Origin of the sequence: Noviherbaspirillum suwonense, from assembly GCF_900182955.1 — a bacterium.
Classification (GTDB): Bacteria; Pseudomonadota; Gammaproteobacteria; order Burkholderiales; family Burkholderiaceae_D; genus Noviherbaspirillum_A; species Noviherbaspirillum_A suwonense.
Genome location: NZ_FXUL01000001.1, coordinates 22,603 through 49,168, shown reverse-complemented (window position 1 = coordinate 49,168; position 26,566 = coordinate 22,603). Strand labels below are relative to the sequence as shown.

The following is a 26,566-nucleotide window of genomic DNA, read 5'->3' as shown; positions in this document are numbered from 1 at the left end:
CGGGCTGCAGGCCGGCCGGCAACGGCGGGCCGGACTGCATGCAGCCCGGCCCGCATGATTGATGAAAGAGTTCTATGAATACCCTGCAACAAGATACAGGCGTCCCGATGCACGACGCGCGCCCTGCTCTTGCCAACGCCATCCTCGACTGCGGCTGGGGCAGGCTGATGTATGCGCCATCGTTCGAGTCGACCCGCGCGCTGGCCGACGAGCTGATGAAGGAAGAAGCCGGCAAGCGCGATATCGCGCTGTACGTGCAGGCGCCGCAGCTGGTGCTGGCCGAAGCGCAGGCCAGCCTTTTCCTCGACCCGTCGGTGATGTTCCGGCGCAAGCTGGGCGCAGATGCGCCGGCTGCGCCGCCGGCGCCCGGCGTGGTGATACGGCGGCTGACCACCCGCGCCGACATTGCCGCGATGAACCGCCTCTACAGCATGCGCGGCATGGTGCCGCTGGCGCCCGGCACCGTCTGGGAGCAGCGCGACTCCGACGCGCTGGTCTACCTGATCGCGGAAGACGAGCGCACCGGCGAAGTGGTCGGCTCGGTGATGGGCGTGGACCATGCGCTGGCATTCGGCGACGTTGAGGGCGGATGCAGCTTCTGGTGCCTGGTGGTGGATCCGCAGACCGGGCTGGCCGGCGTCGGCACCTCGCTCGTCAACCAGCTGATCGACTTGTTTACGCGGCGCGATCGCCGTTTCCTCGACCTGTCGGTGCTGCATACCAACCAGAATGCGATCGGCCTGTACGAAAAGCTCGGCTTCCAGCAGGTCACCGGCTTTGCGGTCAAGCACAAGAACTCCATCAACGAGCGGCTGTTCATCGACACCGCGGAGGTGCAGGCGCTCAACCCGTATGCCCGCATCATCGTCGACGAGGCGCGGCGGCGCGGCATCGGCGTCGAGATCATCGATGCGCAGGCCGGCATCTTCAAGCTGCGCCAGGTTGGCCACGAGATGCTGTGCCGCGAGTCGCTGACCGAGCTGACCGGCGGCGTCGCAATGACCTGGTGCCAGGACAAGGTGCTGACCCTGCGCCGCCTGTCTTCGGTCGGCTTGCGCGTGCCGCGCCAGCAGACTGCCGGGGACATGGACGCGGACCTGGCTTTCCTGGCCGAATTCGGGTCCATCGTGGTCAAGCCGGCGCTCGGCGAACAGGGCCGCGGGATCAGCGTCGGCGTCGGCACCAGGGACGAACTCGAGCTGGCGCTGGCGCTGGCGCAGAAGGAAGGCGGCCATGTGGTGCTCGAGGAGCTGTGCGACGGCCAGGACCTGCGCATCGTCGTCATCGGCTACAAGGTGGTGGCGGCTGCCATCCGGCGCCCGGCCGAGGTCATTGGCGACGGCCAGTCCACGCTGGCCCAGCTGATAGAGCGGCAGAGCGCGCGCCGCGCCGCCGCCACTGGCGGCGAGAGCCGTATCCCGACCGACTCCGAAACCCTGCGCTGCCTGGCCGGCCAGGGACTGGACATGGACGCGGTGCCGGAAGACGGCCGGCGGGTACAGGTGCGCAAGACCGCCAACCTGCATACCGGCGGCACCATACACGATGTCACCGCCGACCTGCACCCGACGCTGCGGGCCGCCGCGGAAACCGCGGCCCGCGCGTTGCGCATTCCCGTGGTCGGCCTCGATTTCCTGGTGCCGGCGCCCGACCGGGAAGACTACGTCATCATCGAAGCCAACGAACGCCCGGGCCTGGCCAACCACGACCCGCAGCCGACCGCGCAGCGCTTCGTCGACCTTCTCTTTCCCTACTCTGCCTGATCACCCATGCAAAAACTGCCCATCGATGCCGACTACCTGAAGACCACGCTGCTGGAACTGCTGGCCATACCCAGCCCGACCGGCCTGACCGACGAGATCGTGCACTACACCGGCGCCAGGCTCAATGCGCTCGGCGTCTCGTATGAACTGACCAGGCGCGGCACCATACGCGCGGTACTGCGCCGCACCATGCCGGAACGGCGGCGTTACAACCCGGCCTGCGCCATCGTCGCCCATCTCGACACGCTGGGCGCGATGGTGCGCGAGATCAAGCCCAATGGCAGGCTGGGCCTGATGCCGGTGGGCACCTGGTCCAGCCGCTGGGCCGAGGGCGGCCGGGTCACCCTGTTCACCGATGCCGGCCGCGAGCGCGGTTCGGTGCTGCCGCTGATGGCCTCCGGCCATGTCTACAACGAGGCGATCGACACCCAGCCGGTGAACTGGGACCAGCTCGAGGTGCGCATCGACGCCGACATCTCGTCGGCCGGCGACGCTGCTGCGCGCGGCATACAGATCGGCGACTTCATCGCGTTCGACGCTGCGCCGGAGGTGCTGGAAAACGGCTACATCGTCTCGCGCCATCTCGATGACAAGGCCGGCGTGGCGGCCGTGCTGGCGGCGCTCAAGGCCGTGGTGGACTCGGGGGCCGAGGTGCCGATGGACTGCCACCTGGTTTTCACGCTGACCGAGGAAGTGGGTTCGGGCGCGCGGGCCGTGATCGGCAGCGATGTCAGCGAAGTCATCGGCGTCGACATCGGCCCGGTGGCGCCCGGCCAGGGCGCCCATGAACTCGGCGTGACCATCCCGCTGATGGACTCGGCCGGGCCGCATGACTACCACCTGACGCGCCGCCTGCTGCGTCTCTGCGAGGACCATGGCATCCAGGGCCATCGCGACGTGTTCCGCTACTACCATTCCGACGCGAGCGCCGCGGTCAATGCCGGCCATGATGTGCGCACTGCGCTGCTCTGCTTTGGCGCCGACGCGTCCCACGGCTATGAACGCACCCACCTGTCCGGGCTGGTCAACCTGGCCGAACTGCTGACCCTCTATATACAAAGCGGGCCGACGGTGGCCGGCGACCGGGAGCCGTGGCTGGAGTCGGTCGAAGGCTTCTCGCACCAGCTCGATGCGGAACAGCTGGCGCGGACCGACACGCCATTGCCCGATGCAAACGAGCTGGTCAGGCCAGGCGAGAACCCCGCAAATGAAAACGGGACGGCCGAAGCCGCCCCGGATGATGTGCTGCGCTAGGCGCAGGCGTGCCGGCGCTGCCAGGAGGCAGCTGCCGGCGCGCTAGCTGGAAGCCATGCCGGCCGCGCCTTCGTCCGGCGTGCCGCGCACGCTGTCGCGCATGCGCTGGCCGAAGACCTCGATCATTTCGCGGTTGAAGGCCGGGATATCGTCAGGCTTGCGGCTGCTGACCCAGTTGCCATCCACGACCACTTCGCGGTCGACCCAGTTGCCGCCGGCATCGCGGATATCCTGCTCCAGCGTCGGGTAGCTGGTCAGCGTCTTCCCCTGCACCAGCCCCGCCGACACCAGCAGCCAGGCGCCGTGGCAGATCACCGCGAGCGGCTTTCCTTCGGCAACGATGTCCTTGACGATCTTCTGCGCCTCGGGGATTGCGCGGATGCGCGCCGAGTTCACCTCGCCGCCCGGCAGCAGGATCGCATCGAAGTCCTGCGAAGACACTTCATCGAAATACAGGTCGACAGGAAACTGGTCCGCAGGGGCATCGTGATTCATGCCCTGCACCGTGTCCTGGCGCCGGGAAATAATCTTGGTAATGGCGCCCTCGCCCTCCAGCGCTTCCTTGGGTTGCGTCATTTCAACCTGCTCGAAACCGTCGGTGACGAGAATGCCGATATGCAGTCCGTTCAGTGCAGAATCCATCGCGTTCTCCGTTTGTTTGAATAACAATGAGTCGGGCGACCCTGAAAAGTTCGGGGATGCCGTCGAAGGATAGCGAAACTCCTTGTCCGGACCGGCGCTTTGCCGAAACAGGCGCGGTGGCTGTTGACGCAACAGGCAGACGACCGCGAGGGCTGCCATAGCAGCGCCTGGCGACGGCCCCAAAAAACGGCCCGGACGAGCGTCCGGGCCGTTTTCACTGCGGTGTCACGACGGGCAGGCGCAGCTTTGCGCGCCTACCTGCCGACAAGCCTTACTGACAGGCTTCGCATTCCTCGAAGCCGTCATCGCCGGGGCGCAGCATGCACGCCGGACCATCTGCTTCCTGGGTGGCCAGCGCCGCCGCCGCGGCTGCGGCTGCATGCGACATCAGGCCGCCGCTTGCGCCGCCATCGCTGTTGACCGCATTCAATGCGCCGGTGCGCGTGGTCGACTTCTCGGTATGCGTTGCTCCGATCGTGCGCAGGTAGTAGGTGGTCTTCAAGCCGCGCAGCCAGGCCAGCTTGTAGGTCTCGTCCAGCTTCTTGCCCGATGCGCCCGCCATGTAGATATTGAGCGACTGCGCCTGGTCGATCCATTTCTGCCGGCGCGACGCCGCTTCCACCAGCCATTTCGGCTCGACTTCGAAGGCCGTCGCATACAGGTCGCGCAGGTCTTGCGGGATGCGGTCGATGCGCGACAGGCTGCCGTCGAAATACTTGAGGTCGGACACCATCACTTCGTCCCACAGTCCGCGAGCCTTCAGGTCGCGCACCAGGTACTCGTTGATCTCGGTAAACTCGCCCGACAGGTTTGATTTAACATACAGGTTCTGGTAGGTCGGCTCGATGCAGGCCGACACGCCGATGATGTTGGAAATCGTCGCGGTCGGCGCGATTGCCACGCAATTGGAATTGCGCATGCCGAACTGGCTGATACGGTTGCGCAGCCCGCTCCAGTCCATGCTCACCGAGCTGTCGACTTCCAGATAGCCGCCGCGCTCTTCCGCCAGCAGTTTCACCGAGTCCTGCGGCAGGATGCCACGGTCCCACAATGAACCCTGGTAGCTGCTGTAGCGGCCGCGTTCCTCGGCCAGTTCGGTCGATGCGTAGTAGGCGTAGTAGCACACCGCTTCCATCGAACGGTCGGCGAAATCGACGGCGGCGTCGGTCGCGTACGGCACACGCATCATGTGCAGGCAGTCCTGGAAGCCCATGATGCCCAGACCAACCGGACGGTGGCGCAGGTTGGAGTCGCGCGCCTTGTCGACCGCGTAGTAATTGATGTCGATCACGTTATCCAGCATGCGCATCGCGGTGCGGATGGTCTGCTGCAGCTTCACATGGTCGAGCTGGCCATTCTTCAGGTGGGCCGGCAGGTTGACCGAACCCAGGTTGCAGACGGCGATCTCGGACTCGTTGGTGTTGAGCGTGATCTCGGTGCAGAGGTTGGAGCTGTGCACGACGCCGACGTGCTGCTGCGGCGAGCGGATGTTGCATGGATCCTTGAACGTGATCCAAGGATGGCCGGTTTCAAACAGCATGGACAGCATCTTGCGCCACAGGTCCATTGCCTGGACCTTCTTGAACAGCTTCAGCTCGCCGCTGGCGGCGCGGGCTTCGTAGCCCAGGTAAGCCTGCTCGAACGCGCGGCCGACCTTGTCATGCAGGTCGGGCACGTCGCTCGGCGAGAACAGCGTCCATTCGCCTTTTTCCATCACGCGCTTCATGAACATGTCGGGAATCCAGTTGGCCGTGTTCATGTCGTGGGTGCGGCGGCGGTCGTCGCCGGTGTTCTTGCGCAGGTCGAGGAATTCCTCGATGTCCATGTGCCAGGTTTCCAGGTAGGCGCAGACCGCGCCCTTGCGCTTGCCGCCCTGGTTGACCGCGACCGCGGTGTCGTTGACCACTTTCAGGAACGGCACCACGCCCTGGCTCTTGCCGTTGGTGCCCTTGATGTGGGCGCCGAGCGCGCGCACCGGCGTCCAGTCGTTGCCCAGGCCGCCGGCGAACTTGGCCAGCAGCGCATTGTCCTTGATCGCGTCGTAGATGCCTTCGAGGTCGTCCGACACCGTGGTCAGATAGCAGGAGGACAGCTGCGAGCGCAGCGTGCCGGAATTGAACAGCGTCGGCGTGGAGCTCATGAAGTCGAAGCTCGACAGCAGGTTGTAGAACTCGATCGCGCGCTCTTCGCGCCGGGCTTCATTGAGCGACAGGCCCATCGCCACGCGCATGTAGAACGCCTGCGGCATTTCGATGCGGGTTTCGCGGATATGCAGGAAATAACGGTCGTACAGGGTTTGCAGGCCGATATAGCCGAACTGCAGGTCGCGTTCCGGCTTCAGCGCGGCGGCCAGGCGGGCCAGGTCGAACTCGGCCAGCTTGGTGTCAAGCAGCTCGGCTTCGATGCCCTTCTGGATGTAGCGCGGAAAGTATTGCAGGTAATGGGCGGCGGCATCGGCCTGCGCCACTTCCTGGCCGAACACTTCGCGGCGTATCGAGTGCATCAGCAGGCGCGCGGTGACCAGGCTGTAGGCGGGGTCGGTTTCCATCAGCGCGCGGGCGGCCAGGATGGCGGACTTGTGCAGTTCCTCGACCGGCACGCCGTCGTACAGGTTCTTGACGGTCTCGGCCAGGATGGCTTCCGCATCCACGTGCTTTTCCAGGCCGATGCAGGCCGCGGTGATCAGGGTGCGCACCTGCTCCATGTCGAGGACGCGGCGCTGGCCGTTTTCCATCACATGCAGCTGCGGCGCGCTTGACGCCGGCGCACGTGCGGCCTGCTGCTGCGCACGCTCTTCCATGCGCTTGGCGCGGTACAGCACGTAGGCGCGGGCGACATCGTGTTCGCCGGAGCGCATCAGCGCCAGCTCCACCTGGTCCTGCACGTCCTCGATATGGAAGGTGCCGCCGGCCGGCTGGCGGCGCATCAGGGCGCCGACCACGCTGTCGGTCAGCTGCTCGACCAGCTCGCGCACGCGCGCCGAGGCTGCGCCCTGGCCGCCATTGACCGCGAGGAAAGCCTTGGTCATCGCAATGGAAATCTTGGACGGCTCGAATCCCACGACCGAACCGTTGCGTCGCAGGATGCGGTAATCAGACGAAGAATTGCTGGCCGGCATGTTACCGGAGATGGTAGACAGCGCGGGATTGACGGCGTGTTCTGCGCCTGATTTGACAGAAATTTCCTGGGATGAGTGCACTTGGCCTCCTGATTCGGTGTGATTGACTGGTGTCCGGCGGGACTTTCGACGGTGGCTGGCCTTGACTGGCGTGCCACGTCGGCATCTTGCTTTTCGTACACCCTGAAAGTCTTGTCCTGTCGTCGGCCTGACATGTTCCAGCGCATCCCGGCAACGTTGCCATGGAGCGCCATACCGACGAATAGATACTACATCTAGTGATTGGTATCGTAGTAGGCACTAATTCTAGTGCCTGGCACAGTGACATGCAATAGCGTTTTCCCAACGTTTCGCGTGAAAAACCGATTGACTTTCACGCCAGATTTGGGAAGGAAAGCGCCCTGCCCTGGTCCTCTGCGGTGCAGCATTTGCGGTAGCCGAACCAGTCAAAAAAAGGCCCGGGGTCGGTCTTCCGGCCCGGGGCGATATGTTCATGCCCAGTCACCGCAACCAGCGGGTAGCGGCGCAGCAATGCCTGCGTCAGCGCCGCCAGGCAGCGGTACTGCGCCGGCTCGAAAGGCACGAAGTCGCTGCCTTCCAGTTCCACGCCGATCGAAAAATCATTGCAGCGCTCGCGGCCCTCGAACAGCGACACGCCGGCATGCCAGGCACGGGCGTCGGCCGACACGAACTGCACCAGTTCGCCGGTCCGCAGGATCAGGAAATGGGCTGAAACCCGCAGCGGCCGCAACTGTTCGAAATACGGATGCAGTTCATGCTGCAGCGTATTGGTGAAGAGCCCGGCAATATGGGGACCGCCGAACTGGCCTGGCGGCAGGCTGATGTTATGGATGACCAGCAGGTCGATCGCCGTGCCCGGTGGGCGGGGATCGAAATTGGGCGATGGCAGCCGGCGGGCGCCATCGCACCAGCCCTCCGCGTCGATCGCGTAATCGGGCAAGGCGCCCACGCCGTCCGGTTCAGTCGGCGTCATGGATCTGCAGCCTTTGCATCCGGTAGCGCAGCTGCCGCAGGGTCAGGCCCAGCAGGTCGGCCGCCTGGGTGCGGTTGTAACGGGTCCGGGCCAGCGCTTCCTCGATGAGCTTGCGCTCGACCTTGTCGAGCTGTTGCGGCAGCGAACCCGGGGTTCCCGCGCCGGCCGGCTGCGCGTCGGCGATGGCGGGCGCCGGTTCCGACGCCGTCAGGAACGGCTCGCCGCGGGGCGTGGGCGGCGAATGGGATGGCGATGGCGATGAAACCGGCGCTCCCGCCATGGCGGCCGGCCTCAGCGCCAGGTCCTGCGCATCGATCGTGTCGCCGCTGGCAAAGGCCAATGCGCGTTCCAGGATATTTTCGAGTTCGCGCACATTGCCCGGGAAGCTGTGCTCGCACAGCGTCTGCAGCGCTTGCGGCGACAGCCGCATCCGCGACGCGCCCGACAGCCGCTGCAGCACCGCGCTGGCGAGCAGGCCGATGTCGTCCTTGCGCTCGCGCAGCGGCGGCAGGCCGAGTTCGATCACATTGAGCCGATAGTAGAGGTCCTGGCGGAATTTTCCGGCCTCGACGCAGGCGGCCAGGTTCTGGTGCGTCGCGCTGATCAGCCGCACGTCCACCGGTTCCTCGACGGTCGAACCGACCTTGCGCACGCGCCGCTCCTGGATCGCGCGCAGCAGCTTGACCTGCATCGGCAGCGGCAGGTCGGCCACTTCGTCGAGCATCAGCGTGCCGCCGCTGGCCGCCTGGAAAAAGCCGTCGCGATCGTCTGCCGCGCCGGTGAATGCGCCCTTCCGGTAGCCAAAGAATTCGGCTTCCATCAGCGCCTCGGGGATGGCGCCGCAGTTGACCGCGATAAAGGGCTTGTCGGCCCTTGCGCTCTGCGCATGGATGTCGCGCGCGGCCAGTTCCTTGCCGGTGCCGGATTCGCCGGTGATGGCTACCGGCGCCATGCTGCGCGCCAGCCGCACGATCTGCGCGCGCACGTGGCGCAGCGCGTCCGATTCGCCCAGCAGCCGCAGCGCCGGCCCGGCCGTGGGCGCCGGCGCCGCCGCGCTGGCCGCCGGCGTCAGCTTGAGCGCCGACTGCACCATCAGGCGCAACTGGTCGAGCGCGACCGGCTTGGACAGGTAGTCGAAGGCGCCCGCCTTCAGCGCGGCGACTGCATTGTCGGCGCTGCCGAACGCGGTGATGACCGCGATCGGCGTGTTGCGATAGGCGGCGGCGACTTCGCGCACCAGTTCTATGCCGAGGCCGTCGGGCAGGCGCATGTCGGTCAGCACCATCGCGTAGGCGTTTTTGGCCAGCAGCGCGCGCGCCTCGCCCAGGTTGGCGGCGCAGTCGCTGTCCAGGCCCATCTTGATAAAGGTGATGTCCAGCAGTTCGCGCAGGTCTGCTTCATCGTCGACGATCAATATCCGGGGTGCGGGCATGGGCGGTCAGGTTTCCGGGGTGGCAAGGGTGATCACAAAGCGGCCGCTCGCTTCAGCGGGTGTCTGGTTCCAGGCGTCGCTGCGGTATTCGTAATCGAGCATCGCGCCATTGTTCATGCACAGCTCCCGCGCCAGATACAGCCCCAGCCCGGTGCCCTTGCTCGACGTGGTGTAGAACGGCTCGAACAGGTGCGCCCTGACCTCGGGCGTGATCGCCGCGCCGTCGTCCTGCACATGGAGTTCGCGCCGGTGCGCGGCGTCGGTCACCACGAAAAGCCGGATCGATGCATCGCGGCCGCTTGCGTAGCGCATCGCATTCGACAGCAGGTTCACAATGACTTCCCGCAAGTGCAGCGGATCGAACAGCACCTGCCCGGCATCGAGCGTGCCGAGATGGATCAGGCCCGGGCGCAGCGCATGCATGTCGCGGAATTCCTCGACGATCTCGGGCAGCACGGCGTCCAGCCCGAGCGGCGCACTGCCCGGTTGCGCCTTGCGGGACAGCCGCAATATGTCTTCGATCATCCGGTTCAGCCGGCCGACATTCTCATTGATGATGTGCACCAGCCGCAGCTGCACCGGGTCGGTCGCATCCTCGCCGAGCAGGGAACCGGCATGGCCGATGGCCGACAGCGGATTGCGCACCTCATGGGCAATGCTGGCGGTCAGCCGGCCCATCGACGCCAGTTTCAATTCCTGCGCCCTGTCCTCGATCTCGCTGACATTCTGCAGGAAGACGACCACCCGTTCATTGGCGTCGCCGGCGGTGCCTATGCTGGCGAAACGCAGCCGCAGGTGGACCGTGGCGCCCTCGGCCGGTTTCAGCACGACGAAGGCCGGCGCGGCGCCGGCGGCATTGCGCCGCCATGAAAAATAGGCTTCCGCGATCGGCGCGAGCCACGCGACATTATCGAGACGGTCGCGGTGCGCGCCTTCCGCGCCGGCCAGCCCGAGCATGCGCTCGGCCGCCGGATTGACCGTGAAGATGGTGGTGTCGCGCCCGGCCACCAGCACGCCGTCGCCCATGTCGGCAATCACCAGCTGGTTGATCGCCTGCTGCACCTGCAGGCCGGCGCGGTGCTCGGTGGCCAGCTGCTCCTGCCGTATCAGCCGCGCGGCGAGCCGGTTGAGCACATAGACCGCCGCGAAGAAGGCGGCGCCATACAGCCCGGCCTGCGAAATGGTCGAATCCGATGGGAAATTGAGCAGCTGGTAAGCGCTTTCGAGCAGCATCGCCAGCGCCACCAGCGCGGTGAAAAACAGCGCCAGCATCATCGGCGCCAGCACCGCGCTGCCCGCCAGCGGGAACAGGTAAAGGATGGCCAGCCCGCTCCTGGCGCCGCCGGCGGCGACGTAGAGTATCGTGATCAGCATGAGATCGGCGACGATGCCGGCCGAAAGCTGCAGCAGCAGCTGGCGCTTGTGCCACGCGCTGGTGATGGCGAAGCCGAGCGCCAGCATCAGGTAGGCGGCGCAGGTCTCGCGGTACAGGAAGCCTTCATACAGCCAGAAGCCCTGGCGCGCGTTAATGCTGAGGTAAGCCAGCAGCACGACCGCGATGGCGATCCGGGTGATATTGAAGGTCTGCAATGTGCGCCACAGGGTTTCCCGGCTGCGCACCTGCGGCATGGCTGCGGCGAGACTCATCGTTCAGTGCGATGCATGCAGCCGCCGGTGCTGGTCGCAGCAGAACACTGCGCCGTCGGCGGCGGTCTGCGCCTCGGACGCGGGGAAGTAGGTATGGCATTCGGCGCATTCCAGCATCGCCTCGGTTGCGCCGACGGCCGGCCGCGGTTTCGCGCCGGACGAGCGCAGCGACTTCGGCCGCAGCACCCAGAGGACGACCAGCGCGACGATGACGCCCCAGATAAAGAATTTCATGCCAGCCCCCGGTGCAGCACCACTTCCAGCACGAAGCGGCTGCCGACATAGGCCAGCAGCAGCGTCGCGAAACCGCTCAGCGTGAAGCTGAGCGCGGTCCTGCCGCGCCAGCCGCGCCACCGGCGTCCGGCGAGCAGCAGGCCGAACAGCACCCACGAAAGCATGGTGAAGATGGTCTTGTGATCCCATTTCATCGCGCGGCCGAACAATTCCTCGGAAAAGACGATGCCGGACAATACGGTCAGGGTCAGCAGCGCGAAGCCGAATGCAATCATGCGAAACAGCAGCCTTTCCATCGTCAGCAGGGCCGGCAGGCGCTCGATCATTGCCGCGAACCAGCCCAGCCGGCCGCCCGGCGGCGTGTGGAGGCTGGCTTCCTGCACGGCCATCAGCACCGCGTGGAAGGCGGCGATGGTCAGCGAACTGTAGGCCATGATGGCTACCGCGATGTGCCAGCCGTAGAGGCCCGGCTTGCCCTGCAGCGCAACCAGGCTGCCGGGAAACAGCGCCGGCAGGATGACCGCGACAGCCGCGCAGGGCAGCACCAGCACGCGCAGGCTGTCTAGCGAAAAATTGCGGTTTTCCAGCCAGTAGGCGGCGACCGATATCCAGAGCGTGGCCGACAGCACCACCGCGAATCCCAGCCGCAGCGAGCCCGGCAGCACCATGTCGGCCCACAGCACGCCGCCATGCAACAGCCATCCCAGCAGCGTGCCGGCAGAAATCGCGGTGCGATAGCCGGCCGGCAGGAAGGCGCAGATCGCGTAGATCAGCGCGGCCAGGTAGAAAAGAGAGTTTTGCATCGCGCAAGTTTACACCATGTCACCGGCACCGCCGACCGCGCCGAAGTGTCAATCCGGACGCCTGCATCGGGTAAAATGACGGTCTCCCGCCGCTTGCCGGCCCGCCCTTCCCCATTCGATACAGAACCGATTCCATGCTTGACAACCTGACTCAACGTCTTGCCAAAGTGGTCAAGACCATGCGCGGCGAAGCCCGCCTGACGGAAGCCAACACGGCCGACATGCTCCGCGAAGTGCGCCTCGCGCTGCTGGAGGCCGACGTCGCCCTCCCCGCCGTGCGCGAATTCATTGCCCGCGTCAAGGAAAAGGCGATGGGCGAGGAAGTCATCGGTTCCCTCACGCCGGGCCAGGCGCTGGTCGGCGTGGTGCAGAACCAGCTTGCCGTGCTGATGGGCGCCGACCTCGGCGTCGAAGCCAGCCAGCTCAATTTCGCGACGCAGCCGCCTGCCATCATCCTGATGGCAGGCCTGCAGGGCGCCGGCAAGACCACTACGGTCGGCAAGCTGGCCAAGTACCTGCGCGAGCAAAAGAAGAAGAAAGTGCTGACGGTGTCGACCGACGTCTACCGGCCGGCCGCGATCGGCCAGCTGCAGACGGTCACGGCGCAGGTCGGCGCGGACTTCTTCGCGTCCCAGCCGACCGACAAGCCGGTCGACATCGCCCGCGCCGCGCTCGACTATGCACGGCGCCATTTCCATGATGTGCTGATCATCGACACCGCCGGCCGGCTCGGCATCGACGAGGCGATGATGCAGGAGATCAGCGCGCTGCATGCGGCGGTGAAGCCGATCGAGACGCTGTTCGTGGTCGACGCGATGCTGGGCCAGGATGCGATCAACACCGCCCGCGCATTCAACGAGGCGCTGCCGCTTACCGGCATCATCCTGACCAAGCTCGACGGCGACGCCCGCGGCGGCGCGGCGCTGTCGGTGCGGCATATCACCGGCAAGCCGATCAAGTTCGCCGGCGTCGGCGAGAAGCTCGACGGCCTGGAAGCCTTCGATGCGCAGCGCATGGCCAACCGCATCCTCGGCATGGGCGACATCCTGGCGCTGGTGGAAGAGGCGCGCAAGGGCGTCGACGTCGAGGCGGCGCAGGATCTCGCGCAGAAGATCAAGGGCGGCGGCAAGTTCGACCTCAACGACTTCAAGGCGCAGCTCGGCCAGATGAAGAAGATGGGCGGCCTGTCCAACCTGATGGACAAGCTGCCGGCCCAGTTCCAGCAGGCCGCCAGCGGCGCCAACATGGACCAGGCCGAAACCCAGGTCCGGCGGATGGAAGGCATCATCAATTCAATGACGGCGCAGGAACGCGCCAAGCCTGAACTGATCAAGGCGTCGCGCAAGCGGCGCATCGCCGCCGGCGCCGGCGTGCCGGTCCAGGACGTCAACCGGATGCTTGCCCAGTTCGATCAGATGCAGTCGATGATGAAAAAACTGAAGGGCGGCGGCATGATGAAAATGATGCGCAGCATGAAAGGCATGATGCCCGGCATGCGCTGAAAGGGCTGGCCGCGACCCCTGTTTTCCCTATGAAGACAGGGTGTTTGCGACAACGCGCTTTTCCTCCAAAATACTTGCAAAAAAGACTTGCATACCTTGCAAAACGCAACCACTATTAGCGATGCGTGACATGGCGCAATTTTCCAATGCGATAGTGAGGAGGTTCGAAGATGGCAACAGCCAAGAAATCAGCAGCCACTAAAACGGCCGCCAAGAAGCCAGCTGCAAAAAGCGCAGCTGCAAGCAAGAGCCCGGCAGCGAAATCAGCACCTGCAAAAAAAGCGTCCAGCGCTCCCGTAGCAAAGAAAGCCGCTGGCAAGACCGCCGTCAAGGCAGCAAAGTCGGCAACGCCGCGTGCTCCGAATGCGGCATTCATGAAGCCCCTGACGCCGTCCGACACCCTCGCTGCAGTGGTAGGCGCCGCGCCCCTGCCGCGCACCGAAGTCACCAAGAAAGTCTGGGACTACATCAAGAAGAACAAGCTGCAGGATGAAGCCAACAAGCGCAACATCAATGCCGACGACAAACTGAAAGCGGTCTTTGGCGGCAAGAAGCAAGTATCGATGTTCGAGATGACGAAACTCATTTCCGGCCACCTGAAGTAAGCGTCCAGGAGCCAAACAAAAACGCCCGCGCAAGCGGGCGTTTTTGTTTGGACGAAGCGCCGGCCTTCACCGGCTGAATTCCCACCGCCTCCACGCGTCCAGCACCGCATTCGGATACTCGGGCCGGCCGCGGCTGCCGTTGTAGCGGCCCAGCGCCAGGAACAGGTCTCCGCGTTCCATGTCGATGTAAAGCCGGAGTATCGAGCAGCCATAGCGCAGATTGGTCTGCATCTGGAACAGCTTGTTCGGATCGCCGTCGCCTATCACCCGGGTCCAGAACGGCATCACCTGCATGTAGCCGCGGGCGCCTACCGGCGAGACCGCGTACTTGCGAAACGCCGACTCGACCTGCACCAGGCCCAGCACCAGGTCGGGCGCGAGCCCCGCGCGCTTGGCTTCATACCAGAGGGTTTCGAGGAGTTCGATGCGAACCTGCCGGTCCGGCAGCCGCTTGGACAGCCGCGACGACATCTCGCCCAGCCAGTGCAGATACTTGATGCGCTGGTCGATGTCGTCGATCCGCACCTTGGGCGGCGCCGAATCGGTGACCGCGCGCGACAGCGCGAGCCGCACCGAATCGGCCAGGGCCTCTTCCTTCTGGTTGCCGGCATGCGCAGCGGGTATCAGGCCGACGCCGGCGGCCATGCCGGCTGCCGCCAGCAAACGCCGGCCCAGCATCCGGCGACCGTGCGCAAAGCCGCTCACGCCTGCAGTTTGCCCCGGATGAATTCCGCCATGTCCGCCAGCGCGACCGGCGTGGCTGCGGCATCCCGGCGGCCCTGGTATTCCAGGCTGCCGTCCTTCAGTCCGCGCTCGCCGATGACGACCCGGTGCGGCACGCCGATCAGCTCCCAGTCGGCGAACATCACGCCGGGACGCTCGCCGCGATCGTCGACGATCACGTCCACGCCCGCTGCCTGCAGCGCCGCATACAAGCGGTCGGTCTCCTCCTTCACCATCGCGCTGCGGTCATAGCCCATCGGGCACAGCACCACTTCGAATGGCGCGATCGACGCCGGCCAGACGATGCCCTTGTCGTCGAAGTTCTGCTCGATCGCCGCGCCCAGGATGCGGGTGATGCCGATGCCGTAGCAGCCCATCTGCATCAGCGCCGGCTTGCCGTTCACATCGAGGAACGTCGCCTTCATGTCCGCCGAATAGCGGGTGCCGAGCTGGAACACGTGGCCGACCTCGATGCCGCGCTGTATCGCCAGCACGCCCTTGCCGTCCGGCGACGCATCGCCTTCGACGACGTTGCGCAGGTCGCAGACAACAGGCTCGGGTATGTCCCGCCCCCAGTTGGCGCCGGTGTAATGGAAGCCGGCCTCGTTGGCGCCGCAGACGAAGTCGTTCATGTTGGCGACCGTGCGGTCGGCCACGATCTTCACCGGCCTGGCGGTGCCGATCGGCCCGAGATAGCCCGGCGTCGTGCCGAACGCCTCGACGATCTCGGTTTCGGACGCGAAGCGGAACTGGCCCAGCCCGGGCACCTTGGATGCCTTGACTTCGTTGAGCTCATGGTCGCCGCGCAGCAGCAGCAGCCATAGCTGTTTCTCGCCCCCCTCCTCGGCGGCATCGGCCATCAGCACCACGGACTTCACCGTCTGCGACAGCGGCAGCCCGAGCAGTTCGGCCACGTCCTCGCACCGGGTCTTGCCCGGCGTCGGCGTCTTGGTCAGCGGCTGCGACGGCGGCTGCCGTTGCGCCAGCAGTCCCGGCGCTTCAGCCGCTTCCATGTTGGCGGCAAAGTCCGAGCCGGAGCAATACACCAGCGCATCTTCGCCGGTGTCGGCAATCACGTGGAACTCGTGCGAGCCGGAGCCGCCGATCGCGCCGTTGTCGGCCGCCACCGCCCGGAACTGCAGGCCGAAGCGATTGAAGATGGCGACATAGGCGTCGTACATCAGCTGGTAGGAGCGCTGCATGCCCTCGACGTCGCGGTCGAACGAGTACGCGTCCTTCATCGTGAATTCACGGCCGCGCATCAGGCCGAAACGCGGCCGGCGCTCGTCGCGGAACTTGGTCTGGATATGGTAGAAGTTGACCGGCAACTGGCGGTAGGACTTGATCTCGGTGCGGACCACGTCGGTGATCACTTCCTCGGACGTCGGCTGGATCGCGTAGTCGCGTCCATGGCGGTCCTTGACCCGCATCAGTTCCGGCCCCATCTTGTCCCAGCGCCCGGTCTCCTGCCATAACTCCGCCGGCTGCACGACCGGCATCAGCATTTCGATCGCGCCGGCGCGGTTCATTTCCTCCCGAACGATCGCCTCGACCTTGCGTATCACCCGCAGACCCATGGGCATGTAACTGTAGATGCCCGAGCCTAGGCGCTTGATCATGCCGGCGCGCATCATGAGCTTGTGGCTCACGATCTCCGCATCCGACGGGGCTTCCTTCAGGGTTGAAACAAAAAAACGTGAGGCGCGCATAACGGTGAATTCTTTTTAAAAAGAGAGGGTTATAATCATCTCAATTTTAAAGTATTAGCTGGCTGCATGCGCCGACTCTTTGCGCAATTGCCCCGTTGCCGTGCGCACCTCGCCCGGCACAAACGGCAATGCAGACAATTCGCATCAGGACGGATGCTTGCAGCCGCAGAAAAACCGAGGTGCAACATGCTGGACCGTGAAGGCTTTCGCCCGAACGTCGGCATCATTCTTCTCAACACGCAAAACGAAGTGTGGTGGGGAAAGCGGGTGCGCGAACATTCGTGGCAGTTTCCGCAAGGCGGGATAAAATTTGGAGAAACACCCGAGCAGGCAATGTACCGTGAGCTCGAAGAAGAAGTCGGATTGCAGTCAAGGCACGTGAAGATCATCGGCCGCACGCGCGACTGGCTGCGCTATGAGGTTCCGGACCATTTCATCAAGCGTGAAATCCGCGGCCATTACCGCGGGCAGAAGCAGATCTGGTTCCTGCTGCGCATGACCGGCCGCGATTGCGACGTCAACCTGCGCCTGACCGAGCATCCTGAATTCGATGCATGGCGCTGGCACAGCTATTGGGTGCCGCTGGACGTCGTCATCGAGTTCAAGCGCGACGTCTACCAGCGGGCATTGCAGGAACTGTCGCGCTTCCTTCATCGCCCCGGCCAGGGCGCGCATCGGCAGCCGGCGCGCTACCTGCGTCAACAGCATGACGCGGCGATGCAGCCACGCGACTCGCATGAACTGGCCGAGTTGCGGGAGACGCGCGAACAGACGACGCTGATCATCACCGGAACCAACAACAAGTGAGTTTTCCATGTCCCTGAATTATCGTGGCGCGGCTTTTCTGACCGCCGCCGTGCTGGCGGCTTTTTTTTGCGCGCCGCCAGCGCTTGCGCAATCCCAGTTCGAAGAGGACTTTGACGACACTGGCAAGACCTGGCAGGAAATTGCCGTGCAACTGCCGGCCACGCCCGGCGCCGACAACCTGATTCCATTCTATGTAAGCCCTACCGCCACGCAAAACTTCGCGATCGACGAAAAGTCCCTGAGCATCGGAAAGGACGGCGTGATCCGCTACACCATGGTCGCCACCAGTCCGGCCGGCGCGAAAAACATCAGTTACGAAGGCATACGCTGCGAGACTTTCGAAAGGAAGTCCTATGCATTCGCCCGCGCCGACGGCACCTGGGCGCGGTCGCGCCGCGACCAGTGGGAACCGATCGTGCGCAATGCGGCAAACCGCCAGCACGGCGTGCTGGCGCTCGATTTCTTTTGCGAAAGTAAAAGCGTTTCCGGCACCCGGGAAACGATACTGCAGCGCCTGCGTGGCAACCAGCCGATCAATACCCGCTCGGACCGTTGAGCGCGGCTTAGAGCAGCACCATGTTGTCGCGATGGATCAGCTCGGGTTCCTCGACGAACCCCAGTATGGATTCGATTTCCGACGATGGCCGGCGCACGATGCGCCGCGCTTCCGAGCTTGAATAATTCGTAATGCCGCGTGCGACCGCCCGGCCTTCGCCGTCGAGGCAGGTGATCACGTCGCCGCGGCCGAATTCGCCGCTGACCTCCACCACGCCGATCGGCAGCAGCGACTTGCCGTGGGAAGTCAGCTTGGCGACCGCCCCGGCATCCAGGATCACGCTGCCGGCAGTCTGCAGGTGATCGGCCATCCACTGCTTGCGGGCGGTGAGCTGGGCCGTCTGCGCGGTCAGCTGCGTGCCGATCGCCTCCCCGGCCGCCAGTCGCGACAGCACGCGATCTTCACGTCCCCATGCAATGACGGTATGCGCGCCGGACGTGGCCGCGCGCTTCGCCGCCAGGATCTTGGTCAGCATGCCGCCGCGGCCGATGCCGGAACCTGCGCCGCCGGCCATCGCCTCCAGCGCCGGGTCGCCGGCCTTGGCTTCGTCGACGAAGCACGCCTGCGGGTCGCGGCGCGGGTCGGCGGTATAAAGGCCGCGCTGGTCGGTCAGGATGATCAGCGCGTCGCCCTCGATCAGGTTGGCGACCAGCGCGCCCAGCGTGTCATTGTCGCCAAACTTGATTTCATCGGTGACCACCGTGTCGTTCTCGTTGATGATCGGGACGACGCCGAACTTCAGCAGCGTAAACAGGGTCGAGCGCGCGTTCAGGTAGCGTTCGCGGTCGGCCAGGTCCGCATGCGTCAGCAGCACCTGGGCCGTGCCGAGCTGGTGCGCCCGGAAGCTGGTCTCGTAGATCTGCGCCAGCCCCATCTGGCCGACGGCTGCGCAGGCCTGCAGTTCATGGATGCCGGTCGGCCGCTTCTCGAAGCCGAGGCGCTGCATCCCTTCCGCGATTGCGCCGGAACTCACCAGCACCACTTCCTTGCCCAGCGTGCGCAGGTGCGCGATCTGCTCGGCCCACCGGGCAATGGCGACATGGTCCAGGCCCTTGCCTTCGTTGGTGACGAGGGAGGAACCGACCTTGACGATCAGGCGTTTTGCTTGCTGGATGACGGAATTCATGGACGTGTGGGAAGTGGCTGCGTTGGAATTATAAAGGGCGCCCTGGGCGCCCTGTGTCGGATGTCGATGCAGCCTAGTCGATGATCTTGAAACGGGGATCGTCAGGGTCGATCGAATTGATGCCGCGCGCCGCCTCTTCCATCTGCGGCGCCGCCTCGACGCGCTGCTCCATCTGCTTCTGCTCGGCCAGGTAGTTGTAGATATCCTGCACCAGTTCCTCGCAGCCTTCGCGCGTCAGCGCCGAGATTTCATACGCCGGGCCTTTCCAGCCGAACTTCTTGACGAAGTCCTTGACGCGTTTCTTGCGCTCGCCTTCCGGCACCATGTCCAGCTTGTTCAGCACCAGCCAGCGCGGCTTGTCGTACAGCGACTCGTCGTACTTCTGCAGCTCCTTGACGATGGCCTTGGCTTCCTTGACCGGGTCGACATTGTCGAACGGCGCCAGGTCCACGATGTGCAGCAGCAGCCGGGTGCGCTGCAGATGCCGCAGGAACTGTATGCCCAGTCCCGCGCCTTCCGCCGCGCCTTCGATCAGCCCCGGAATATCGGCGATCACGAAGCTCTTCTCGTGGCTGACGCGAACCATGCCCAGGTTGGGATGCAGCGTGGTGAACGGGTAATCGGCAATCTTCGGGCGCGCATTCGACACCGCGCTGATGAAGGTCGACTTGCCCGCGTTCGGCATGCCCAGCAGGCCAACGTCGGCCAGCACCTTCAGCTCCAGGCGCAGTTCGCGCCGCTCGCCTTCCTTGCCCTCGGTCTTTTGCCGCGGCGCGCGGTTGGTCGAGGTCTTGAAATGGATGTTGCCCCAGCCGCCCTCGCCGCCCTTGGCCAGCAGCACCTGCTGGCCATGCTCGGTCAGGTCGGCGACGATCTCGCCGTCGTTCTGGTCGATGATCAGGGTGCCGACCGGCATGCGCAGCATGATGTCGTCCGCGCCCTTGCCGTAGCAGTCGGAGCCGCGGCCATTCTCGCCGTTCCGCGCCTTGTGCAGCTTGGAAAAGCGGTAGTCCACCAGCGTGTTGATGTTGCGGTCCGCCACGGCCCAGATGCTGCCGCCCTTGCCGCCGTCGCCGCCGTCAGGCCCGCCGAAAGGACGGAATTTTTCGCGGCAAAAAGAGGCCACGCCATTGCCGCCATCGCCCGCGATGACCTCGATTTTTGCTTCGTCTATGAACTTCATGTTTTGTGCCGCCCAAAAACTAAAAAGGCCCTACCGGAGGCAGAGCCTTTTTGATGAAGGCTTGCGCCTCATTGTTGCGTGATCTTTCGATTACGCAGGTACTACGATGACCGTATGACGCTGCAGCGCGCCTTTGGTTGCAAACTTCACGTGACCGTCGACCAGGGCGAACAGGGTGTGATCCTTGCCCATGCCGACGTTTTCGCCCGCATGCACCTTGGTGCCGCGTTGACGGATGATGATGCCGCCGGCGTTGATCGCCTGGCCACCGTAGACCTTGACGCCCAGTCGCTTTGACTCGGAATCGCGACCGTTACGCGTAGTGCCGCCGCCTTTTTTGTGTGCCATTTCAAACTCCTTGGTATCTGGTTAGCCCGCTCAACGATTAACCGTTGATCGAGACGATTTGCAATTCGGTGTAATTTTGACGATGGCCCTGGTGCTTCTGGTAGTGCTTGCGGCGCCGCATCTTGAAAATCTTCACCTTATCGTGGCGACCATGCGCCAAAACCGTAGCCAGGACCGTAGCACCTTCGACCAGCGGCGCACCAAACTTGATGGTGTCGCCTGCCCCAACTGCGAGGACTTGATCTAACGTGACTTCGGATCCAATGTCTGCCGGTATCTGTTCTACTTTGAATTTTTCGCCAGCGACAACTTTATATTGCTTGCCACCGGTTTTTATGACCGCGTACATGTGAAACCTCATCGATTGATTAAAGGACTTTTCCCCTGGCAGACGCCTTTTTCAGCGTTTTGGAACACCTGCGGAATCGGGAAAACCGCAAATTATACATGGGCTTAGCTGTTGGGTCAAAATTGTGCAGGGTATGGCTACTCTGTCCACATTAGGCTGGCCCTGCCATGGCGGGTATGGCCGCGCATCGTATAATTCGCTCACCCGAAGATTTCTAGCAGGTTTAACTTGTCAGCCACGCCAACCACCGTTCCGTTCCGCTCGCTGATCGATGCCATCGCCGCCGATACCCAGGAAGTCAATCTGGTGATCCGCCGCGAATTGCATTCAGACGTTCCTCTGGTCAACCAGATTGCGGACTACATCATCAGCGCCGGCGGCAAGCGTATACGGCCGACGCTGGTGCTGCTGTTTGCGAACGCCTGGGGTTACCGCGGCGCGGATCATCACGCGCTGGCTGCGATCGTGGAGTTCATCCACACCGCGACGCTGCTGCATGACGATGTCGTGGACGAGTCGTCGCTGCGGCGCGGGCGCAAGACGGCCAATGCGCTGTTCGGCAATGCGGCGTCGGTGCTGGTGGGCGATTTCCTTTATTCCCGCGCATTCCAGATGATGGTCACGATCGGGAACATGCGCGTGATGCAGATCCTGGCGGATGCGACCAACGTCATTGCCGAAGGCGAAGTGCTGCAGCTGCTCAACATGCACGATCCGGATGTCTCGGAAGAACGTTACCTGCAGGTGATCCGCTCGAAGACGGCCAAGCTGTTCGAGGCAGCGGCCCAGCTTGGCGCGGTCATTGCCGGCGCCGACGACGAGCAGATCGAAGCCGCCGCCGAATACGGGCGTTCGCTGGGAACGGCATTCCAGCTGATCGACGACCTGCTCGACTATTCGGGCAACGCGGTGGATATCGGCAAGAATGTCGGCGACGACCTGCGCGAAGGCAAGCCCACGCTGCCGCTGATCTATGTAATGCAGCATGGCACGCCGGAACAAAGAGAGCTGGTGCGCAACTGCATAGAGACCGGCGACGAGCTGCATTTCGACGCGGTTTTGAAAGCGGTGACCGACTCCGGCGCATTGCAATACACCCGGCAGCAGGCGGTGGCCGCCGCGGCAAAAGCCAGGGCGACAATTGTCGGGTTGCCGGCTGGCGATTTCAAAAATTCTTTGGTAAACTTATGCGCCTTTGCAGTCGACCGCAATCACTAGCAGCGGTTGGCATCGCAAGCATCATCATATTGGTCATCGGGGTGTAGCTTAGCCTGGTAGAGCGCTACGTTCGGGACGTAGAGGCCGGAGGTTCGAATCCTCTCACCCCGACCAACCATTTCAATTTCCGGGCTATCGCCCTGTTTCGTTTTCCTTATTTCTCCCCTTTAAGTATTTCAGGCGTCCTTGGCATCGCACGTCCGCCTGTCCGATGGACGCTTGCATGGCTTTTCTAAGGTCATGCATGAAGAATCCCCCAGCCTTTCCAGACGCAGATCTGTCGAATTTCTTTACAGAAAGCGATGGGGAGCAATCGGCACTTTTGCTAAGTAATTGATTAAATGAACATGTTTCTCTATGGCATAGTTCCTGCTAAGCAATGATAGCAAGAAACTTATTGATGTCATCCCAGGGAGCCCAATCATGAAAAATACAATTCGCAAAACTTTGTTGGCATGTGCAGTAATCGCCACGCTGGGCTTCAGCGCCAGTGCTTCGGCAGATCAGCTTTTCCCGGATTTCACGGTCGACGCAAATATCGGCGGTAAGAACGTCGTCTTCACTGCAGATAAAATTACCGGCAATTACGTTGAAATAATCAACTTCAGCAATGCCGGTACTTTTCACGTCGATCTTTATTGGAAAGCAGCAGCATTCGTCAGCAATGACGGTGTGAAGTCATACGATGCTGGCTACACTGGCCTCACTGTAAATTATGGCCTGTATGCGATATACAGCGCAGATGGCATCTATTCAGTAAATGGTAATAAAACGACATTTACCTTTAATCCTAGTACTACCGGATTGCTGTCCGTATTTTTGGATCCAAACCTCAACACATCGTACGATGCAAATGACCAAGGCACGTTCACCGCTACTGGAACTGCAGGGGACATCCAGCTTGCTACAGGCAAGCCGGTTGCAGGTGCTGGCGAACTCGACAAAGGCTTGTCAACATGCAAATCAGGTGGTGGCTCGGGCATCAATTGCGGTAGCTTCGGCTCCACAACGACTTTCGAGTTGACCGCTGCAGGAGAAAAATTCTTCACTTCGCCAACACCGTTCTATCCGCTTTCTTTCCAATCGGGCCAATTGAACAATTTCAATGCAGGCGGACGCCAAGTAATCAATGGCTCTCTCGACGTGGTGTTCGATGTTCCGGAACCTGCAAGCGTGGTGCTGCTGGGCCTTGGGCTGGTGGCCTTGGGTCTGAATCGTCGCCGCAGCAAAACGATCTAAGATTTCGGCCTCGGGTCCAGGCATTAGTGAACTGAGGCCGATTAAAACCCTTAAAAATCCATAGTCCCCAGACTATGGATTTTTTTCATTTCTCCCTCCGGCAGCGATCTACCGCCTGCCTGCTGTACGGGGCAAAAACCATAAGCCCGTCTTCACCGCGTACACCACCAGCAGCGTCCCATTCAAATCCCCGACGAACATCACCACGAAGCCGTCCAGCAAAGGCTGCGGATCGCCATGCAGCGCAAACCACAAGTGGTGCAGCAGCGGGCTGGCGAACGAGCAGCCGACGATGCAGATCAGCAGGCGCCTGGGCGTCAGGTTCGCCAGCGATGCATGCAGGCCGAAAGCGTACTGGGCAAGCTTGTAGACGCCATATGGCGCAATCGTCGCGACGATGCCGCCGACAAAAGCGCGCATGAAATCATTGGGGAAGAAGTAGAAGAACGAGACCAGCCAGGACACGATCAGCAATCCTATCGCGCCGGCGCCGCCGAATAGCAGCGTCGACAGCAGCCTTATTCCAGCCGGCAGGTAGATCCAGTTGATGCCCGGGACGAATTCGGCATGCTTGAACAGCCACTCATTTATTGCGAGCATCAGGAGAAACAACGCGATGGTGGCCAGAACCATCGCAAACTGCAGGCGGAGTCGGGAAATGGGCAAGGCGTGTTCTGGATAAGATAGAATAAGTTGATGGAAACAGCAATAAACGCAGACTCAGTACGATCGACTTGCTTTTACGCTCTGGCATGATACCTTCACCATCGCCATGTACATGAAAACACCCACCCGCCCTGCCGACATCTACCTGCGGTTCCTGCAGCTCGCGGATGCAATACGCGGCTTGCCGGCCCTGCCAGCGCTGGATCCGCTCGAGGAACGCATCCTTGCGCTCGTGGCGCGGATGGGCCAGGAACATGAACGCCTGTCGGTACGCGACATGATGGCGAAAGAGGAATTCGGCTCGCCGGCTACCGTCCATAACCGGCTGAAATCGATGCGCAAAAAGGGATGGATCATGCTGAGCGACACCGAGGACAGCCGGCGCAAGCAGATCGAACTGACACAGGCGGCGCTGCAGCATTTCGACAAGCTATCGAAATGCCTGGTGGAAGCAGCAAAAGGCGGCTGACACGTATAACCCCCTCAGGCTGCCACGCCCGTTCCTAAGCAGCTTGCCAGGCAATGACGCGTGGCAAGCGAAGGCTGTCCTCCCGGGCGATCGCCTTTTAACAAATACCACCTACCTTCACCCCTTAATTTTTCGGTCTTCGCGCCGAAAACGACTAAGGGCAAGCGTTCAGCGATTCTGAATTAATGACAATTTCTCATCGCTAATGTATCTCAAGTTGCGAAATAGCGATAGTTGGACGCCTTCCTGCACCGCCACGCCTGCTGGATTAATGATTTACAGCAACAAATAAATTTCTTCTGGTAAAGTATGGTGCGGTTGGCGACTATTGCTGTTTGGCCGTGTACAGGCAAATACAGATCCGGCACATTTCCTTTACAGATCAATCACCTGCAGGCATCATCTGAGCGATTTTTGTCCGGCTGAAACACTATTCGATCTCATCCTATGGCGGCAATTTCCCCAAATACCGTTTCAAGCATGCCCCTGTCAGGCTTGGCCCGGTCCCTGTTGCAGGCCGGGCGCATCACGGCTGCGCAGGCGGAAAGCTGCAGCAAGAAAGCGGTCGGCGAAAAGATAGCGCTGATCGACGCGTTGTTGCGCGACAAGGCGATCGATTCGCGCGCGCTGGCCATATTCTGCTCGGACACCTTCGGCTACCCGCTGCTGGACTTTTCGGCATTCAAGCTGGCAAATCTGCCGGAAAAGGCAATCGACGCCAAGCTGATGCAGAGCCAGCGGGTGCTGGCGCTTGCCAAGCGCGGCAACCGGCTGATGGTGGCCTTGTCCGACCCGACCAATACGCAGGCGCTGGAGCAGATCAAGTTCCAGACCGAAATGATGGTCGAACCGGTCATCGTCGATCACCAGCAACTGGTTTCCATCATCGAGAAGCTCGGCCAGAGCGACGAGCAGAACCTGAACGAGTTGATCGGCGACGAGCTGGACAATATCGATTTCGTCGACGAGGAAGCGGCCGGGGCAGCTGCCGAGGGCCTGTCGACCGACATCGACGACGCGCCGGTCGTGCGCTTCCTGCAAAAAATCCTGATCGACGCGATCAATATGGGCGCGTCCGACCTGCATTTCGAACCGTTCGAAAAGTATTACCAGATCCGCTTCCGCGTCGACGGCGTGCTGCGGGAGGTGGCGCAGCCGCCGCTGGCGATCAAGGAAAAGCTTGCGTCGCGCATCAAGGTCATTTCCAAGCTCGACATTTCGGAAAAGCGCGTGCCGCAGGACGGCCGCATGAAGCTGGTGCTGTCGAAGGCGCGGTCGATCGACTTCCGCGTCAGCACGCTGCCGACGCTGTTCGGCGAAAAGATCGTCATGCGTATTCTCGACGCGACGCAGGCGCAGATGGGCATCGAGTCGCTGGGTTACGAGCCCTACCAGAAAGAGCTGCTGATGGATGCGATCCAGCGCCCTTACGGCATGGTGCTGGTGACCGGCCCGACCGGCTCGGGCAAGACCGTGTCGCTGTACACCTGCCTGAACATCCTGAACCAGCCCGGCATCAATATTTCCACCGCCGAGGACCCGGCCGAGATCAACCTGCCCGGCGTCAACCAGGTCAATGTAAACGACCGCGCCGGGCTGACCTTTCCGGTCGCGCTCAAGGCTTTCCTGCGCCAGGACCCGGACATCATCATGGTCGGCGAGATCCGCGACCTGGAAACCGCCGACATCGCGATCAAGGCGGCGCAGACCGGCCACATGGTGTTCTCGACGCTGCATACGAATGACGCGCCTTCCACACTGACGCGCCTGATGAACATGGGCGTGGCGCCGTTCAACATCGCATCGTCGGTCATCATGATCACCGCGCAGCGCCTGGCGCGGCGGCTCTGCACCTGCAAGCAGGCGACGTCGATACCGGACGAGGCGCTGCTGGAAGCCGGCTTCACCGACGACGAGATCGACGGCAGCTGGACGTCGTACAAGGCGGTCGGCTGCGAACGCTGCAGCGGCAGCGGCTACAAGGGACGGGTCGGCATCTACCAGATCATGCCGATCTCGGAAGCGATCGAAAGAATCATCCTGTCACACGGCACCGCGCTGGAAATCGAGGCGCAGGCCAGGCTGGACGGCGTGAAGACGCTGCGCGAGGCCGGCCTGTCCAAAGTGAAGGCTGGGCTCACCAGCCTGGAAGAAGTACTCGGCTGCACCAACGTATAAA

At 62.8% G+C, this 26,566-nt stretch carries 24 protein-coding genes and 1 tRNA gene; 11 read left to right on the top strand and 14 right to left on the bottom strand.

Going from position 1 to position 26,566, the window contains the following annotated elements; genetic code table 11:
- Positions 1 to 74: 74 nt before the first annotated feature.
- Positions 75 to 1,763: an N-acetylglutaminylglutamine synthetase gene (gene ngg / locus QOL82_RS00250; protein ID WP_283440214.1), complete on the top strand. Its 1,689-nt coding sequence runs from the start codon at positions 75 to 77 to the stop codon at positions 1,761 to 1,763.
- 6 nt (positions 1,764 to 1,769) lie between these two features.
- Positions 1,770 to 3,017, top strand: a complete 1,248-nt coding sequence (locus QOL82_RS00245; protein WP_283440213.1) for an osmoprotectant NAGGN system M42 family peptidase — start codon at positions 1,770 to 1,772, stop codon at positions 3,015 to 3,017.
- A gap of 42 nt (positions 3,018 to 3,059) precedes the next feature.
- Here QOL82_RS00245 and QOL82_RS00240 read toward each other — a convergent pair whose 3' ends face one another.
- The 7 genes from QOL82_RS00240 to QOL82_RS00210 all read right to left on the bottom strand — a co-directional run bounded on the left by QOL82_RS00240 (position 3,060) and on the right by QOL82_RS00210 (position 11,887).
- Entirely contained in the window at positions 3,060 to 3,659 is a 600-nt protein-coding gene (locus QOL82_RS00240; RefSeq protein WP_283440212.1) for a type 1 glutamine amidotransferase domain-containing protein, read from the bottom strand.
- 271 nt (positions 3,660 to 3,930) lie between these two features.
- On the bottom strand, positions 3,931 to 6,777 hold the full coding sequence (locus QOL82_RS00235) for a ribonucleoside-diphosphate reductase subunit alpha (protein WP_430438428.1): 2,847 nt from the start codon (positions 6,775 to 6,777) through the stop codon (positions 3,931 to 3,933).
- Positions 6,778 to 7,150: 373 nt separating this feature from the next.
- Complete coding sequence (ampD, locus tag QOL82_RS00230) at positions 7,151 to 7,771, bottom strand: 1,6-anhydro-N-acetylmuramyl-L-alanine amidase AmpD (protein WP_283440210.1); 621 nt, start codon at positions 7,769 to 7,771, stop codon at positions 7,151 to 7,153.
- Entirely contained in the window at positions 7,758 to 9,203 is a 1,446-nt protein-coding gene (locus tag QOL82_RS00225) for a sigma-54-dependent transcriptional regulator (protein ID WP_283440209.1), read from the bottom strand. The genes ampD and QOL82_RS00225 overlap by 14 nt, the downstream gene beginning before the upstream one ends.
- Positions 9,204 to 9,209: 6 nt before the next feature.
- Positions 9,210 to 10,850, bottom strand: coding sequence for a two-component system sensor histidine kinase NtrB (locus QOL82_RS00220; RefSeq protein WP_283440208.1), 1,641 nt, complete (start codon positions 10,848 to 10,850; stop codon positions 9,210 to 9,212).
- Positions 10,851 to 10,853: 3 nt separating this feature from the next.
- Positions 10,854 to 11,084, bottom strand: a complete 231-nt coding sequence (locus tag QOL82_RS00215; RefSeq protein ID WP_283440207.1) for a PP0621 family protein — start codon at positions 11,082 to 11,084, stop codon at positions 10,854 to 10,856.
- Positions 11,081 to 11,887: a cytochrome C assembly family protein gene (locus tag QOL82_RS00210; protein ID WP_283440206.1), complete on the bottom strand. Its 807-nt coding sequence runs from the start codon at positions 11,885 to 11,887 to the stop codon at positions 11,081 to 11,083. Before QOL82_RS00210 ends, QOL82_RS00215 begins: the two co-directional genes overlap by 4 nt.
- Positions 11,888 to 12,021: 134 nt before the next feature.
- Here QOL82_RS00210 and ffh point away from each other — a divergent pair, with 134 nt between their 5' ends.
- Together ffh and QOL82_RS00200 are read left to right on the top strand one after the other, a co-directional pair.
- Positions 12,022 to 13,389: a signal recognition particle protein gene (gene ffh / locus QOL82_RS00205; RefSeq protein WP_283440205.1), complete on the top strand. Its 1,368-nt coding sequence runs from the start codon at positions 12,022 to 12,024 to the stop codon at positions 13,387 to 13,389.
- 170 nt (positions 13,390 to 13,559) lie between these two features.
- The gene (locus QOL82_RS00200; RefSeq protein ID WP_283440204.1) at positions 13,560 to 13,994 is read left to right on the top strand and encodes an SWIB/MDM2 domain-containing protein; all 435 of its coding nucleotides are present in this window, start codon (positions 13,560 to 13,562) and stop codon (positions 13,992 to 13,994) included.
- Positions 13,995 to 14,060: 66 nt separating this feature from the next.
- Here the strand turns inward: QOL82_RS00200 and QOL82_RS00195 are convergent, their stop codons facing one another.
- Together QOL82_RS00195 and QOL82_RS00190 are read right to left on the bottom strand one after the other, a co-directional pair.
- Positions 14,061 to 14,672 carry a lytic transglycosylase domain-containing protein gene (locus QOL82_RS00195; protein WP_430438427.1) on the bottom strand — a complete coding sequence of 204 codons (612 nt, stop codon included), beginning with the start codon at positions 14,670 to 14,672 and terminating at the stop codon, positions 14,061 to 14,063.
- 23 nt (positions 14,673 to 14,695) lie between these two features.
- Positions 14,696 to 16,426, bottom strand: a complete 1,731-nt coding sequence (locus QOL82_RS00190; protein WP_283440203.1) for a proline--tRNA ligase — start codon at positions 16,424 to 16,426, stop codon at positions 14,696 to 14,698.
- 186 nt (positions 16,427 to 16,612) lie between these two features.
- Here QOL82_RS00190 and QOL82_RS00185 point away from each other — a divergent pair, with 186 nt between their 5' ends.
- Positions 16,613 to 17,233, top strand: a complete 621-nt coding sequence (locus tag QOL82_RS00185) for an RNA pyrophosphohydrolase (protein ID WP_283440202.1) — start codon at positions 16,613 to 16,615, stop codon at positions 17,231 to 17,233.
- 7 nt (positions 17,234 to 17,240) lie between these two features.
- A complete protein-coding gene (locus QOL82_RS00180; protein WP_283440201.1) occupies positions 17,241 to 17,789 on the top strand; it encodes a CNP1-like family protein in 549 nt (182 codons plus the stop codon).
- 7 nt (positions 17,790 to 17,796) lie between these two features.
- Here the strand turns inward: QOL82_RS00180 and proB are convergent, their stop codons facing one another.
- The 4 genes from proB to rplU all read right to left on the bottom strand — a co-directional run bounded on the left by proB (position 17,797) and on the right by rplU (position 20,795).
- Positions 17,797 to 18,915 carry a glutamate 5-kinase gene (gene proB / locus QOL82_RS00175; protein ID WP_283440200.1) on the bottom strand — a complete coding sequence of 373 codons (1,119 nt, stop codon included), beginning with the start codon at positions 18,913 to 18,915 and terminating at the stop codon, positions 17,797 to 17,799.
- 73 nt (positions 18,916 to 18,988) lie between these two features.
- Positions 18,989 to 20,098 carry an Obg family GTPase CgtA gene (gene cgtA / locus QOL82_RS00170; RefSeq protein WP_283440199.1) on the bottom strand — a complete coding sequence of 370 codons (1,110 nt, stop codon included), beginning with the start codon at positions 20,096 to 20,098 and terminating at the stop codon, positions 18,989 to 18,991.
- A 90-nt stretch (positions 20,099 to 20,188) separates the two neighbouring features.
- On the bottom strand, positions 20,189 to 20,446 hold the full coding sequence (gene rpmA / locus QOL82_RS00165; RefSeq protein WP_283440198.1) for a 50S ribosomal protein L27: 258 nt from the start codon (positions 20,444 to 20,446) through the stop codon (positions 20,189 to 20,191).
- Between the two features lie 37 nt (positions 20,447 to 20,483).
- A complete protein-coding gene (gene rplU / locus QOL82_RS00160; RefSeq protein WP_283440197.1) occupies positions 20,484 to 20,795 on the bottom strand; it encodes a 50S ribosomal protein L21 in 312 nt (103 codons plus the stop codon).
- Between the two features lie 267 nt (positions 20,796 to 21,062).
- Between rplU and ispB the strand changes: the two genes are divergently transcribed.
- The 3 genes from ispB (at position 21,063) to pepA (ending at position 23,252) form a co-directional block, all read left to right on the top strand.
- Entirely contained in the window at positions 21,063 to 22,013 is a 951-nt protein-coding gene (gene ispB / locus QOL82_RS00155; protein ID WP_283440786.1) for an octaprenyl diphosphate synthase, read from the top strand.
- 37 nt (positions 22,014 to 22,050) lie between these two features.
- Positions 22,051 to 22,127: transfer RNA gene (locus QOL82_RS00150), tRNA-Pro, on the top strand.
- A gap of 309 nt (positions 22,128 to 22,436) precedes the next feature.
- Positions 22,437 to 23,252: a flocculation-associated PEP-CTERM protein PepA gene (pepA, locus tag QOL82_RS00145; RefSeq protein ID WP_283440196.1), complete on the top strand. Its 816-nt coding sequence runs from the start codon at positions 22,437 to 22,439 to the stop codon at positions 23,250 to 23,252.
- 108 nt (positions 23,253 to 23,360) lie between these two features.
- Here the strand turns inward: pepA and QOL82_RS00140 are convergent, their stop codons facing one another.
- The gene (locus tag QOL82_RS00140) at positions 23,361 to 23,885 is read right to left on the bottom strand and encodes a hypothetical protein (RefSeq protein WP_430438416.1); all 525 of its coding nucleotides are present in this window, start codon (positions 23,883 to 23,885) and stop codon (positions 23,361 to 23,363) included.
- 145 nt (positions 23,886 to 24,030) lie between these two features.
- On the opposite strand from QOL82_RS00140, the gene QOL82_RS00135 reads away from it, so the two are divergent.
- A complete protein-coding gene (locus QOL82_RS00135; RefSeq protein ID WP_283440195.1) occupies positions 24,031 to 24,387 on the top strand; it encodes a LexA family protein in 357 nt (118 codons plus the stop codon).
- Positions 24,388 to 24,834: 447 nt separating this feature from the next.
- On the top strand, positions 24,835 to 26,565 hold the full coding sequence (gene pilB, locus QOL82_RS00130) for a type IV-A pilus assembly ATPase PilB (protein WP_283440194.1): 1,731 nt from the start codon (positions 24,835 to 24,837) through the stop codon (positions 26,563 to 26,565).
- The last annotated feature ends 1 nt before the right edge of the window (position 26,566 follow it).

Coding starts and splice junctions, on each gene's coding strand:
- ngg (WP_283440214.1), top strand. CDS start 75: ATGAATACCCTGCAACAAGATACAGGCGTCCCGATGCACGACGCGCGC.
- QOL82_RS00245 (WP_283440213.1), top strand. CDS start 1,770: ATGCAAAAACTGCCCATCGATGCCGACTACCTGAAGACCACGCTGCTG.
- QOL82_RS00240 (WP_283440212.1), bottom strand. CDS start 3,659: ATGGATTCTGCACTGAACGGACTGCATATCGGCATTCTCGTCACCGAC.
- QOL82_RS00235 (WP_430438428.1), bottom strand. CDS start 6,777: ATGCCGGCCAGCAATTCTTCGTCTGATTACCGCATCCTGCGACGCAAC.
- ampD (WP_283440210.1), bottom strand. CDS start 7,771: ATGACGCCGACTGAACCGGACGGCGTGGGCGCCTTGCCCGATTACGCG.
- QOL82_RS00225 (WP_283440209.1), bottom strand. CDS start 9,203: ATGCCCGCACCCCGGATATTGATCGTCGACGATGAAGCAGACCTGCGC.
- QOL82_RS00220 (WP_283440208.1), bottom strand. CDS start 10,850: ATGAGTCTCGCCGCAGCCATGCCGCAGGTGCGCAGCCGGGAAACCCTG.
- QOL82_RS00215 (WP_283440207.1), bottom strand. CDS start 11,084: ATGAAATTCTTTATCTGGGGCGTCATCGTCGCGCTGGTCGTCCTCTGG.
- QOL82_RS00210 (WP_283440206.1), bottom strand. CDS start 11,887: ATGCAAAACTCTCTTTTCTACCTGGCCGCGCTGATCTACGCGATCTGC.
- ffh (WP_283440205.1), top strand. CDS start 12,022: ATGCTTGACAACCTGACTCAACGTCTTGCCAAAGTGGTCAAGACCATG.
- QOL82_RS00200 (WP_283440204.1), top strand. CDS start 13,560: ATGGCAACAGCCAAGAAATCAGCAGCCACTAAAACGGCCGCCAAGAAG.
- QOL82_RS00195 (WP_430438427.1), bottom strand. CDS start 14,672: ATGCTGGGCCGGCGTTTGCTGGCGGCAGCCGGCATGGCCGCCGGCGTC.
- QOL82_RS00190 (WP_283440203.1), bottom strand. CDS start 16,426: ATGCGCGCCTCACGTTTTTTTGTTTCAACCCTGAAGGAAGCCCCGTCG.
- QOL82_RS00185 (WP_283440202.1), top strand. CDS start 16,613: ATGCTGGACCGTGAAGGCTTTCGCCCGAACGTCGGCATCATTCTTCTC.
- QOL82_RS00180 (WP_283440201.1), top strand. CDS start 17,241: ATGTCCCTGAATTATCGTGGCGCGGCTTTTCTGACCGCCGCCGTGCTG.
- proB (WP_283440200.1), bottom strand. CDS start 18,915: ATGAATTCCGTCATCCAGCAAGCAAAACGCCTGATCGTCAAGGTCGGT.
- cgtA (WP_283440199.1), bottom strand. CDS start 20,098: ATGAAGTTCATAGACGAAGCAAAAATCGAGGTCATCGCGGGCGATGGC.
- rpmA (WP_283440198.1), bottom strand. CDS start 20,446: ATGGCACACAAAAAAGGCGGCGGCACTACGCGTAACGGTCGCGATTCC.
- rplU (WP_283440197.1), bottom strand. CDS start 20,795: ATGTACGCGGTCATAAAAACCGGTGGCAAGCAATATAAAGTTGTCGCT.
- pepA (WP_283440196.1), top strand. CDS start 22,437: ATGAAAAATACAATTCGCAAAACTTTGTTGGCATGTGCAGTAATCGCC.
- QOL82_RS00140 (WP_430438416.1), bottom strand. CDS start 23,885: ATGGTTCTGGCCACCATCGCGTTGTTTCTCCTGATGCTCGCAATAAAT.
- QOL82_RS00135 (WP_283440195.1), top strand. CDS start 24,031: ATGAAAACACCCACCCGCCCTGCCGACATCTACCTGCGGTTCCTGCAG.
- pilB (WP_283440194.1), top strand. CDS start 24,835: ATGGCGGCAATTTCCCCAAATACCGTTTCAAGCATGCCCCTGTCAGGC.